15 protein-coding genes are annotated in these 11,941 nt (G+C 46.7%); 14 read left to right on the forward strand and 1 reads right to left on the reverse strand.

The window, feature by feature from the left end; all coding sequences use genetic code 11:
* The 12 genes from thiH to SGLY_RS08290 all read left to right on the forward strand — a co-directional run bounded on the left by thiH (position 1) and on the right by SGLY_RS08290 (position 10,321).
* Positions 1–1,104, forward strand: coding sequence for a 2-iminoacetate synthase ThiH (gene thiH / locus SGLY_RS08235; RefSeq protein WP_013624820.1), 1,104 nt, complete (start codon positions 1–3; stop codon positions 1,102–1,104).
* A gap of 13 nt (positions 1,105–1,117) precedes the next feature.
* Positions 1,118–1,768: a thiamine phosphate synthase gene (gene thiE / locus SGLY_RS08240; protein ID WP_013624821.1), complete on the forward strand. Its 651-nt coding sequence runs from the start codon at positions 1,118–1,120 to the stop codon at positions 1,766–1,768.
* Positions 1,768–3,069: a phosphomethylpyrimidine synthase ThiC gene (gene thiC / locus SGLY_RS08245; protein ID WP_013624822.1), complete on the forward strand. Its 1,302-nt coding sequence runs from the start codon at positions 1,768–1,770 to the stop codon at positions 3,067–3,069. Before thiE ends, thiC begins: the two co-directional genes overlap by 1 nt.
* Positions 3,070–3,131: 62 nt before the next feature.
* On the forward strand, positions 3,132–3,329 hold the full coding sequence (gene thiS, locus SGLY_RS08250; protein WP_013624823.1) for a sulfur carrier protein ThiS: 198 nt from the start codon (positions 3,132–3,134) through the stop codon (positions 3,327–3,329).
* A gap of 3 nt (positions 3,330–3,332) precedes the next feature.
* The gene (locus SGLY_RS08255; protein WP_013624824.1) at positions 3,333–4,142 is read left to right on the forward strand and encodes a HesA/MoeB/ThiF family protein; all 810 of its coding nucleotides are present in this window, start codon (positions 3,333–3,335) and stop codon (positions 4,140–4,142) included.
* Between the two features lie 267 nt (positions 4,143–4,409).
* On the forward strand, positions 4,410–4,799 hold the full coding sequence (locus tag SGLY_RS08260; protein WP_013624825.1) for a GntR family transcriptional regulator: 390 nt from the start codon (positions 4,410–4,412) through the stop codon (positions 4,797–4,799).
* Positions 4,796–5,659, forward strand: a complete 864-nt coding sequence (locus SGLY_RS08265) for an ABC transporter ATP-binding protein (RefSeq protein WP_013624826.1) — start codon at positions 4,796–4,798, stop codon at positions 5,657–5,659. Before SGLY_RS08260 ends, SGLY_RS08265 begins: the two co-directional genes overlap by 4 nt.
* The gene (locus SGLY_RS08270; RefSeq protein WP_013624827.1) at positions 5,653–6,327 is read left to right on the forward strand and encodes an ABC-2 transporter permease; all 675 of its coding nucleotides are present in this window, start codon (positions 5,653–5,655) and stop codon (positions 6,325–6,327) included. Before SGLY_RS08265 ends, SGLY_RS08270 begins: the two co-directional genes overlap by 7 nt.
* 71 nt (positions 6,328–6,398) lie before the next feature.
* Positions 6,399–7,088, forward strand: a complete 690-nt coding sequence (locus tag SGLY_RS08275) for a YIP1 family protein (protein ID WP_013624828.1) — start codon at positions 6,399–6,401, stop codon at positions 7,086–7,088.
* A 34-nt stretch (positions 7,089–7,122) separates the two neighbouring features.
* Positions 7,123–8,409 (forward strand): efflux RND transporter periplasmic adaptor subunit, encoded by a 1,287-nt coding sequence (locus SGLY_RS08280; RefSeq protein WP_242823021.1) that lies wholly within the window; start codon positions 7,123–7,125, stop codon positions 8,407–8,409.
* Positions 8,406–9,140 (forward strand): ABC transporter ATP-binding protein, encoded by a 735-nt coding sequence (locus SGLY_RS08285; RefSeq protein WP_013624830.1) that lies wholly within the window; start codon positions 8,406–8,408, stop codon positions 9,138–9,140. Before SGLY_RS08280 ends, SGLY_RS08285 begins: the two co-directional genes overlap by 4 nt.
* Positions 9,137–10,321: an ABC transporter permease gene (locus SGLY_RS08290; RefSeq protein ID WP_013624831.1), complete on the forward strand. Its 1,185-nt coding sequence runs from the start codon at positions 9,137–9,139 to the stop codon at positions 10,319–10,321. The genes SGLY_RS08285 and SGLY_RS08290 overlap by 4 nt, the downstream gene beginning before the upstream one ends.
* A gap of 65 nt (positions 10,322–10,386) precedes the next feature.
* Here SGLY_RS08290 and SGLY_RS18525 read toward each other — a convergent pair whose 3' ends face one another.
* Positions 10,387–10,509: a hypothetical protein gene (locus tag SGLY_RS18525; protein ID WP_013624832.1), complete on the reverse strand. Its 123-nt coding sequence runs from the start codon at positions 10,507–10,509 to the stop codon at positions 10,387–10,389.
* A 242-nt stretch (positions 10,510–10,751) separates the two neighbouring features.
* Between SGLY_RS18525 and SGLY_RS08295 the strand changes: the two genes are divergently transcribed.
* Together SGLY_RS08295 and SGLY_RS08300 are read left to right on the forward strand one after the other, a co-directional pair.
* Positions 10,752–11,498 carry an EcsC family protein gene (locus SGLY_RS08295; RefSeq protein ID WP_013624833.1) on the forward strand — a complete coding sequence of 249 codons (747 nt, stop codon included), beginning with the start codon at positions 10,752–10,754 and terminating at the stop codon, positions 11,496–11,498.
* Between the two features lie 70 nt (positions 11,499–11,568).
* Positions 11,569–11,802 carry a tautomerase family protein gene (locus SGLY_RS08300; protein ID WP_013624834.1) on the forward strand — a complete coding sequence of 78 codons (234 nt, stop codon included), beginning with the start codon at positions 11,569–11,571 and terminating at the stop codon, positions 11,800–11,802.
* The last annotated feature ends 139 nt before the right edge of the window (positions 11,803–11,941 follow it).

The raw sequence follows: 11,941 nt of genomic DNA on the forward strand, positions 1-11,941 counted from the left end.
ATGAGCTTTTACGATGATTTGCAAGAATTGGATCAACAATCCCTGCACAAAAAAATCCTGACCGCGGATGAAGAAGCGGTTAACAGAGCGTTAAGCAAGGAAAACCTTTCTCTGGACGATTATGCGGCACTTCTTTCACCGGCGGCAGGAGGGTATTTGGAGCAAATGGCCAAAAAAGCCCAGGAGATCACATTCCGCCATTTCGGTAAGGTTGTCATCTTATTTGCCCCCATTTATCTGGCTAACTATTGTGTAAACCAATGTCTTTATTGCGGCTTTAATGTGCACAACCGGATTGGGCGCGGGAAATTAAATACTCTGGATGTGGCCAGAGAGTCCAAGACCGTGGCCGGAAGAGGGATTAAGAATATTCTTTTGCTGACGGGGGAGTCCAGACAGCATTCCGGAGTAGAATACATCAAAGAGTGTGTACAGGAAGCTCGAAAGTATTTTCCGTTTGTTTCCCTGGAAGTTTATCCTTTGGATGTTGAGGAATATCAGCAGCTGACAGAAAGCGGAGTGGATGGGCTGACGCTTTTCCAGGAGGCTTATGATGAGGATACCTATAAAATGATGCATCCCGGCGGTCCCAAAAGTAATTATCGTTACCGTCTGGAAGCTCCGGAGAGAGGCTGTCAGGGAGGAATAAGAAGTATGGGCATCGGGGCCCTGCTCGGGCTTCATCACTGGAGGACGGAAGCCTTTTTTACGGCTTTACATGCCAATTTCCTGATGAAAAATTATCCGGATGTTGAAGTCAGTGTGTCTCTTCCCCGGATGAGACCCCATACCGGAAGCTTCCAGGTTCCCAGCCCGGTCAACGATAAGGATTTTGTGCAGATCATGCTGGCCCTGAGACTGTTCCTGCCTAATGTGGGAATCACGATTTCTACCCGGGAAAGGCCGGAATTCAGAGATAATCTGATTGGGATAGGACTGACCAGGATGTCGGCGGGAGCGGTAACCGAGGTCGGAGGCTACAGCGAGAAAAAAGGCGACGGCCAGTTTGACGTTTCGGACAGCCGCAGTGTGGAAGAAATCAGACAGATGCTCTATCAAAAGGGCTTTCAGCCGGTATTCAAGGATTGGCAAAATATAAGTTAGGAGAGGAAAAGAGATGACAAGTCGGACAAGACCGGTTTTCCCTGATACGGATATTTACGGGATCACCGCAGAAGAGCATTCCCGGGGAAGAGATAATGTCGAAGTCGTCGCCAGAATGCTTGATGCCGGAATCAAGCTGTTTCAATACCGGGAAAAAGACAAATCCATGCTGGAAAAATATCGTCAATGCATCAAATTAAGGGAGATGACGGCTGAGCGAGGGGCCACATTGATCGTCAATGACCATATTGATCTGGCGATCAGTGTCGAAGCGGATGGAGTACATGTGGGACAGGATGATCTGCCTCTGCCCGCGGTCAGAAGGCTGGTAGGGGAAGGGATGTTGATCGGGCTTTCGACTCACTCTCCCCAACAGGCTCAAAAGGCTGTTCTGGACGGAGCGGATTATATCGGGGTCGGACCGCTTTTCCAAACCTTTACGAAAAAAGATGTCTGTCAGCCTGTTGGCCTGGAGTACTTGGAATACGCTGTGCAGAATATTCACATTCCAATGGTGGCCATAGGCGGGATTAAACTCCACAATCTTGCTCAGGTCAAAGCAAAAGGCGCAAAGTGCATCTCTCTGGTCACAGAGATCGTGGGGGCGGAAAATATCGAAGAGAGAGTAAACGCGATAAGAAATATTTTAAAAGGAGAATCATGATGACGTACAAAACACAGATGGAAGCAGCCAAAAAAGGCATTCTGACAGAACAAATGAAAAAAGTCGCAGCGAAAGAAGGCATGGATACGCCTAAGCTGATGGCGCTTATGGCGGAAGGAAGAATTGTCATTCCATCCAATATTCATCACCTTTCCTTGGATCACGAAGGGGTTGGTGAAGGGCTGAAAACCAAGATTAATGTGAATCTTGGGATATCCAGAGATTGCAGGGAATTTAAATTTGAAATTGAAAAGGCAGTCAAGGCGATTGAAATGGGAGCGGAAGCCATTATGGACCTAAGCTCTTATGGCAAAACAAGAGAATTCCGCCGTAAACTTGTCGGCATGTCCAAAGCAATGATCGGGACGGTTCCGATGTATGATGCGATCGGGCATTTGGAAAAAGACCTGGGGGAAATTAAGGCTGAGGAGCTGATTGATGTATTGCGGGTTCATGCCGAGGACGGTGTTGATTTTATGACCATTCATGCCGGTATCAACCGCAAGACGGCCGAAAGACTGAAGAAAAACGGCCGCCTGACAAACATTGTATCCCGCGGCGGTTCCCTGCTCTATGCCTGGATGGAACTGACCGGCAATGAAAATCCCTTCTACGAACACTATGACAAAGTTCTGGATATCCTCAGAGCATATGATGTCACCATCAGCCTTGGTGATGCCTGCAGGCCCGGAAGCATCAACGATTCTACCGATGCCTGCCAGGTCGAGGAGTTAATTACCCTTGGGGAACTGACCAAGGAAGCCTGGAAGAAGGATGTCCAGGTGATGGTGGAAGGTCCCGGGCACATGGCCATCAATGAGATTCAGGCGAATATGGTTCTGCAGAAAAGGCTCTGTCATCATGCGCCTTTCTATGTTTTGGGACCTATTGTCACGGATATTGCCCCCGGCTATGATCATATCACCAGTGCCATCGGGGGAGCGATCGCAGCCTCAAGCGGCGCTGATTTCCTTTGTTATGTAACACCTGCGGAACATCTCAGGCTTCCCGATCTTGAGGACATGAAAGAGGGAATCATCGCCGCCAAAATAGCCGCTCACGCCGCGGATATCGCCAAGGGTGTAAGCGGAGCCAGGGAACATGATTATCAGATGAGCACCGCCAGAAAAAATTTGGACTGGGAGGGGATGTTCAACTTGGCCCTCGACCAGGAGAAAGCACGCAGATATCGAGAATCCTCCCAACCCGAGCATGAAGATTCCTGCACGATGTGCGGCAAAATGTGCGCGGTCAGGACCATGAACAAGGTCATGAGCGGGGAAAAGCTGAGCTTGGATTAAAGTGCGCAAGAGTGGAAGAAAAGAGGTCAGTAAAAAATCAGATCGAGGCGGAGAGGACAAAGATGTTTACCGTTAATGGCAATAAAGTAAAAATTGAAGAGCACCTGACAATAAGCGGTTATCTTGCTTCTGCCGGTATTGATCCCAGCCTGGTTGTTGTTGAATATAATCATCAAATCCCTGACAGGCAGGAGTGGCCCAATATTCACATCCAAAATGGTGACAATCTGGAAATCGTAAAGTTTATTGGTGGAGGCTGAGCAATGGCTGCAGATTCTCTGGATCAGGATGTCTTAAGATATTCCAGACAGATCATTCTGGATGGCTTTGGCAAAGATGGGCAGGAAAAATTGAAAACGGCCCGGGTTCTGGTGATTGGAGCGGGGGGACTTGGTTCCCCGGCCCTGTACTACCTGGCAGCGGCAGGGGTGAGCAATATCGGAATTGTCGATTTCGATACAATCACATTATCTAATTTGAACCGGCAAATTCTTCATTTTACCGAAGACTTAGGCAAGAAGAAGACGGATTCCGCTGAAAAGAAGCTGTTAAATTTGAATCCTGGTCTCAATATTGAGAAATATCATGACAGGCTTAATATTGATAACATTGAAGAGGTCATCAGCAACTATGATGTGATCATTGACGCTACGGATAATTTTCCGGTCAGATATCTCATAAGCGACTGCTGCTATTTCAACGGAAAGCCGTTGATTGAAGGAGCGGCGGTCGGGTTCGACGGCATTTTGATGACAATCATTCCGGGGCAAACCCCCTGTTACCGCTGTCTTTACCCTGAGCCGCCCCAAAACGGTGTTATGCCGACCTGCAGTGACAGCGGCATATTGGGTATGGTGACCGGAGTGATCGGGTCGCTGCAGGCTTTGGAAGCGGTCAAGGTGATAACCGGAATGGGCCAAACCGTTTCCGGCAGATTACTTATCTTTGATGCCTTACGTTCAAGCTTCCGGGAAGTGAACTGGCCGAAGAGGGATCATTGTCCTTTATGCGGAGATGAGCCAAAGATCAGAGAACTGGTGGAATACGAAATAAAATGCAAAGTAAAATTGTAATCGTTGACACGCAATCACAAGCCTATATGTCTGCTGATTGCTTAGATGAATTTAGGATTAAGATCTCTTAATTATACGGAAAACGCAGGCTCTTCGGAGCCTGTAGTTTTTTTCCCGGCAAAAGAGTGTGCGAACAGAAGGTTTGGCTCGGATTTTCAAATGATAAGATTTAGTTTTATGGTGCCCTGCAGGAGGCAAAAAAATTTTTATTGATTACAGAGAGTATAATGTATATAATAAATATATACATTATTTTTGTGTGAAGAGGTGACCGCTCTGGACATTATTATCTCCAACCAAAGTGATATCCCAATTTACCAGCAAATTGTCACGCAGATGAAAAATCTGATGATGAACGGTGAGTTATCGGAGGGCGATCCGCTTCCTTCGATACGTACCCTGGCGACCGAGCTGCAAATCAGTTCCATTACGACGAAGCGTGCCTATGAGGAATTGGAACGTGAGGGCTATATCGTATCCCAGGTGGGGCGCGGTTCTTTTGTCAACGCCCAAAATAAAGAACTGATGCGGGAAAAACGGATGAAGATTGTAGAGGAAAAGCTGGCTGAAGCAGTAGCCGCTGCCAAAATGATCGAAATGTCACGGGATGATCTTCGGGAACTTTTAGATATTCTATTTGGGGAGGATATGAAATGAGTAACCTGATCGAGGTGAAAAATCTTAGAAAAAGCTGGCAGGATTTTGGGCTCCAAGACATCTCTTTTGCCCTGGCCCCTGGGTATATCATGGGCTTCGTCGGCCCTAACGGGGCGGGAAAGAGTACGACCATCAAATTGATGCTGAACCTCCTTCATAAACAAGGGGGGGACATCAAACTGTTTGGCCTTGATCATGTTAAAGACGAAATTGCGGTTAAACAGCAAATCGGTTTTGTTTTGGATGATACTTATTTTCAGGAGAATATGACCATCAAGCAGATTGAATGGCTGGTATCAGGTTTCTACCGGGAGTGGGACAGGGAAAAGTTTAATCAGTTTATGATCAAGTTTTCCCTGCCTAAACATAAAAAAATAAAAGAACTGTCCACGGGGATGAAAGCGAAATTGGCTATGTCCGTGGCCTTAAGCCATAACGCAAAACTGCTGATCCTGGACGAACCAACCTCAGGTCTCGATCCTGTGGTGCGCAGCGAAATCTTAGGCGAGCTTTCTCAAGTGGTGCAAGACCCGGCGCGCGGGGTTTTCTTTTCTACCCATATTACCTCTGACTTGGACAAGATCGCCGACTATGTCACCTTTATCCACAACGGAAGAATCGTCCTTGCCACAACAAAGGACGAAATCAATGAAAAGTACGCGATCGTCAAGGGAACAAAAAAGCAGCTTGCGGAAATCAAGAGTCTTTTGGTGCGCTATAAGGAATCCCAATTTGGCTTTGAGGGTTTGACAGGTGAAGCGGTTGTTTTGCGAAAACAAAGTCGGGGGCAGCTTGTTCTGGAAAAAGCAAAAATTGAGGACATTATGCTCTATTTCGAAAAGGGGGAAGCGGGATGTTGAGGCTTATTGTCAGGGATTTGTTCATGTACCAGAGAAACAACTTCTTTGTTCTGATCGGTTTTGCCCTCTTAAATACCTTTCTGCTGCGGCAAGGGGATAGTGGGGTGATGGGTTTCACGATTTGCCTGTTGGGGATGTCGTTGTTTGCCTTTACCATGACGGCCCAAACCACGTTATACTATGATGAACTGTCCAAATCGAACAGATTTTTCCGGGCAATGCCGATACCCCCGTCATCCATTGTGAGATCGAGATATGCATCCTGCTTTTTGTCCGCGGCAATGGGCATACTGGCGCTCTATATTGTTGCGGCCCTGGTGAACGTGGCTTCCCTATTCTATCCTTTCCTCTATAGAGAGGTGATCTTCAATATTGACCTATTAATATTGTGTCTTGCCGCCGTGCTCATCTTTTGCGCCGCCCTTCTTCCGCTCCTGTTTAAATTCGGCTATATGAAGTCAAAATATCCTCTTATGCTTTTGTTTATTGCTCTTGCTTCGTGTATGCCAATGGCCCTTTCCAGCGGGACCCAAACACAAAAAGAACTCCCTTTTCTTTCGTTCCTGCCGACAATCGGAACATCTGGCATAGTGTTTATCCTCGCGCTTTTGGCTCTATATGGCTCGATCAGGCTCTCTATGGCAATTTTTGCCCGAAAAGAGGTATGACCATGAAAGGTAAGCTTTGCACATTTGGGCTAATCTAGTGTATAATTTTTACAGAAAAGGGGTGTTTTTTTATGGAAGAACAGAAAATTGAAGAAACAAAAATATCTTTGCTGAAAAAGTTTGGCAAAGTCCTGACCTCGCCGAGGGAAGCCTTTCAGGTCATTACACAGGACCCCAAGATCTTGTGGCCGGGACTGATCATAATCGTGATAAATTTAATCGCAACCCTGATCATTCTGCCGGAGAGTGTGGCTTATACAGAACAGATCATGATTGCGCAGGGAATCGGTCCTGAGCAGATAGCCATGTATACGAAGGTTCTGGCGCCAATCGCTGTTATCGGGGTAATCATTATCGTTCCTTTGCTTTGGGTAGTCAAAGCGGGTGTGCTTTTTCTTTACAACATGCTTTCTGTCGGAGAGGCCCGTTTTAAGCAGCTCATGGCCGTAGCGATCTTTGTTGAGATTCCGCTGATCATAAAAGCTGTAATCTCAAGCGGACTGATCAAAATCATGGGATATCAAGCGGGTTATCAGGTTAACGCCAGCTTAGCGTTATTATTCATGAATTTAGAAACGTCCAGCTTCCTGTACCGCCTGCTGCAGCAGATCGAACTGTTCAATATATGGGGCCTGGTCCTGCTGGTGATAGGGGGATCTGCGGCGATCAAAAAAAACGCGAAAGGCTTGGCTGTCTATTTGGGGATTTTTTGGATCATTCTTTCCCTTGTCGCGGCTTTGCTGAATAACACAACAGTATAATAAAATCATTAAGGAGTTTTCCAAATTGAATACGATGCTGAATCAGAAAATCTCGGATCTCGGTACCGGAAAAGAAATGAAAACATCTCGTTCTCTGAAGAAAAAAATATTGGTGATCGGCTTAATCCTTTTGGTTTTATTAATCGTCGGGTTGAATGTTTACCGGTTCTATTATAAGGATGTCATCCCGGTTGCGGTATCTCCGGTCAGTGAGAAAAACCTGGTGGAAAAGGTCCCGGCTTCGGGAAATGTTGTTGCTGCCGACCGGGAGATTGTCTATAGTCAAGCAAGCGGAACAGTAGAAAACATTCATGTCAAAATGGGTCAAAAGGTGACGGCCGGACAAGCCCTGCTGGACATTGATATCATTGATGCCGAGCAGAAGCTGGCGGAGGCCCGGGCCAAACTGGCAGCCGCAAACCTGGCTTTCAGCCAGGCGCGCTCAGGTGATCAGACAACCGCGCTGATTTCTGCGCGGTCTGCCCTGACTGAGGCTGAGAATACCTATAAGCAGGACAAAGATCATTTGGAACGGACCAGGATCTTAGTGGAGCAGGGGGCAGTGGCCCAGGTTGATCTGGATAAAGCTCAGGCGGACTTGAACAACAGTCAGGCCGCCTATGATCAGGCTCAGGCTAATTTCCGGCAGGCTGAACAGAATGCTCCCCTTCAACTGCAGTCACTGCAGGCAAATGTGGAGTCGGCCGGATTACAGCTTGAAGCCATAGAAAAACAGGTTGCGGGAAGAAATCTGCTCAGTCCCTGTGACGGCTATGTGCTGTCAATCGCAGTGAATACAGGTGATCAAATCGACGACAAAACACAACTGCTGACCATCGGGAATGTCGCCAAACTGAACATCGAGGCAGATATTCCGGAAAGCGGAGTCGGTAAAATTAAAAACGGACAAGCGGTCAGCATCAGTTGCAATGCTTTTCCGGAAGAAAAATTTCAGGGTAAGGTCACTCAAGTCGGCCTGGAGATGGTGACGAAAACCAAGAACAATCAGCAGGATACCTTCCTGCCTGTCATGGTTGAGGTTGAGGGTGATTCTCGCTTGCTGCCGGGATTTAAGACCGATCTGGAAATTGTTACGGCAGATATCCAGACTTTGGTCGTGCCCATTGAAGCACTGGTGGAAAAGAATGAAGGCAAGAGCCTTTTTGTACTTAAAGAAGGAATCGCTCATCTTACCGTAGTCAAAACAGGCATTAATGACGGGGTGACGGTCGAGATTCTTTCCGGAGTAAATAAAGATGAGCAAGTGATCCTGAATCCTTCGGCTAAGGTTCAAGACGGAAGTAAGGTTCGTGTGCAATGATCGAAATTCAGAACTTGTGTAAAACTTATCAGACCGGCAGCGTAAAGGTCAATGCCCTTAAAGATGTCAATTTGACTGTCGAGGATGGTCATTTTATTGCGGTAATGGGCCCTTCAGGATCGGGAAAATCCACATTCATGAATATTCTCGGTCTACTGGATCATCCGACGGACGGCAGTTATCTCCTGGATGAGGTTGATACCAGAAGTCTTGATGAATACCGGCTCGCAGCTGTGCGCAACAGAAAGATCGGTTTTGTGTTTCAAAACTTCAATCTTTTGCCCAGGCTAAGTGCCCAGCGCAATGTGGAATTGCCTTTGTTTTACGCCGGGGTTGCCGCTAATGAAAGAAGGGCCCTGGCCGCGGCCGCTTTGGAACGGGTGGGCTTGTTAAGTCATATTGACCACCGCCCCAATGAGCTGTCCGGAGGTCAAAGGCAGCGTGTAGCAATAGCGCGGGCTATTATTAACCATCCCAGTATCTTATTGGCCGATGAACCAACCGGTAACTTGGATAGTGCGTCAAGCTATGAGATTATGACTTTATTTCAGGAACTGCACCGTCAAGGCAGTACCATTATTTTGGTGACGCATGAGCCGGAGATTGCCCAGCACGCCGGCCGGATTGTTCATTTTCGGGACGGAAGTCTGGTCAAAAACGAAAAAGTGGAAAGCCCGCTGGATGCCCGGCAGCTTTTGGAACAATGGCTGCAGCAAGGAGGACGGGAATGAAATTCAAAGAAATGATTGCCGCGGCTTTGGAAGGAATCAGAGTAAATAAACTGCGTTCCGCCTTGACCATGCTGGGAATGATTATTGGCGTGATGTTTGTGATTATTATTATTACATTAGGGCAAAGCCTCAGCCGCAAAGTGACGGAAACAGTCGAGGGAATGGGGGCCAATTCTTTTTATTTGTACGGAACAACCAATGACAACGGTCAGCAGGGCAAGCTGAAACTGGAAGACTGTAAACTCCTTAAGGACTCCATTGATAGTATTGAAGCCGTAATCCCTTTAAAATATATGAACTTTCAAGCGGCCTTGGAAACAACCCGGAAGAAAGAAAACAGCTATCTGATGGGAACGACTCCGGAATATATGAAGGCCCAGCAAACCGGTCTCAGCCAGGGAAGGTTTTTCAGTGAAGCGGAAAACCAGGTGAGCCGCAAGGTTGTGGTTATCGACCAAAATATGGCGGACAGTCTGTTTGGCCCGGGCGCGGAAGCGGTAGGAAAAACCGTTCGGATCAACAGTACCCCCTTTCAGGTCTGCGGAGTGACCAAGCCGGAGAAGGGGCTGTTTGGGATGGGTGCATCCACGGTCCTGATTCCGATCAAGACTTTGCTGGAAATGAGCGATACGCAGGAAATCCAACAGGCCATAGTCCGGGTGACCAGCGGGGACCAGGTCAAGGCGGCGACTGTCCAAAGCCTCAGTGTCTTGGAAGTACGGCACGCTGTGAAAAACGGGTTTGAAGTCCGGACCAATGAACAGGAGTTAGCGCAGTTCAGTACAATGTTGACGGTCGTTACCTCTGTCTTTGGCGCTCTTGCCGGGATTGCTCTGCTCGTAGGGGGGATCGGTATTATGAATATTATGCTGGTTTCCATTACGGAACGTACACGTGAGATTGGGCTGCGCATGGCCATAGGTGCCCGGCGCAGTGACATTTTGATTCAATTTCTTGTGGAATCGGCTACGATTTCCGCCCTGGGGGGAATGATCGGCATGATTCTGGGGATTGGGATCGGAGCAATCATTTCCCTTTTATTCAATATGCCGGTGATTATCTCTTTGGGGACAATTCTGATTGCTTTGGGATTTTCTTCGGCTGTGGGTATTATTTTTGGCCTGTATCCGGCTAACAAAGCCGCTAAGCTTGACCCTATTGACGCCTTGAGGTATGAATAAGAGACGAGAATAGATTTAATCTAACAAAGATCACCACCGGCATTCCCTGCCGGTGGTGATCTTTGTTATTTTGGACTTTGCGGTGCTTTCTTGTAATAGCCTTTGGCAATTCTTTTCTGATCCTTCAACTCCTGATTTCTTATGCCTTGATCAGCGCCATCAGTTTTTGTGCTTTTATTTTTCCCCATATTCATCACCCTTTTTATTATTTTTTAACATTCGGGCTTTTATACAATCGTGAACCTTGTTGTATAGAGCGAGTAAATTTTTGCGACAATCCTTTTAAACATCAAACTGCAGTTGAATTTTGCGGGAATGATCATATATCGTTTTAACGCAATATATATTATAATATTGCCAGAATCGGAATAAAAATTGCAGGTGCATGTATACTGAGCTGCAAAAATGTGATTAATAGAGGTCAAAAAAAGTGGATGCTTACGAAAGAATGGTCATCAGGGAACTGAGTGTCTGGGAACGAAAGATGAAGAAGAGAAGACCCACACCGGGAGAAAGACTTTCCAAAGGTGTCCAGCGCAGGGTAAACAAGCTGATTCCTCAGAAATTCCACGAGATCATCGGAGCAGCGGTAATGAATATGGTAAAAGCTGTTCTCAACGGTTCGGAATATCTTTCCCTGCTGGAGGTTGATCCCGAAAAATCCTTACAGCAACGGGATCAGCTGGTTAAGGACAGGCTGGTTTTCTATAAGTCGGCCTCGGCGGCCAGCGGGGCAGGAACAGGGGGAGGCGGCATCTTTCTCGGCCTGGTCGATTTTCCGATACTTTTAAGCCTGAAAATGAAATTCATGTTTGATGCGGCATATCTTTACGGATTTGATGTGAAAAAGCTTGAGGAAAGGCTTTTTATTCTCTACCTCTTTCAGCTGGCTTTCTCCGGCAGGCACAAAAGACCGGATATATTTGAGAAGGTCTCCGACTGGGAAAGCTTTTCTTTCACACTTCCCGCTAAAATTGAAGATTTTGATTGGCTGACTTTTCAGCAGGAATATCGAGATTATATGGATCTGGCAAAATTTTTTCAAATCATCCCCGGTATTGGAATGGTTGTGGGGGCTGTGGCAAACTATAAATTGTTGGATCATTTGGGTGAAACTGTGATCAATGGTTACCGGATGCGGATATTAGGCAGGGATAGCCGCAAAAAAATAGAATAGTAGCAGTAGAATCTAATCCTGGAAAACAAGAATAACTTTTTTCCAATATCAATCTTAAGGAGTGTTCAATATGCCGCATATCAGCGTTAAATTATGGCCGGGGAAGACTGAGGAAGAAAAAATTGAGCTGACGGATAAGTTTGTAAGAGCAATGGAAGAAATCATGGGTGTTCCGGAAAGGAGCATTTCCGTTGCCATAGAAGAAGTCCCTAAAGAGCTTTGGACAGAACAAGTCTACAATACCGACATCATGGGAAAACCGGAGAATCTTTATAAGAAACCCGGATATACCCCCTCTGTCTAAAACGAGTTATTGGGGCAGGGAGGAAACGGTTGTCTTCCAACGGGCTTGAGTTCATGAAAAGGGACTGTGCTGAAACGGAAAGTTTCAACACAGTCCTGATTTTTAGGGCAAACATGATTAATGAGTCAAATAAAATCAA

This window comes from Syntrophobotulus glycolicus DSM 8271 (genome assembly GCF_000190635.1).
Lineage (GTDB): Bacteria > Bacillota > Desulfitobacteriia > Desulfitobacteriales > Syntrophobotulaceae > Syntrophobotulus > Syntrophobotulus glycolicus.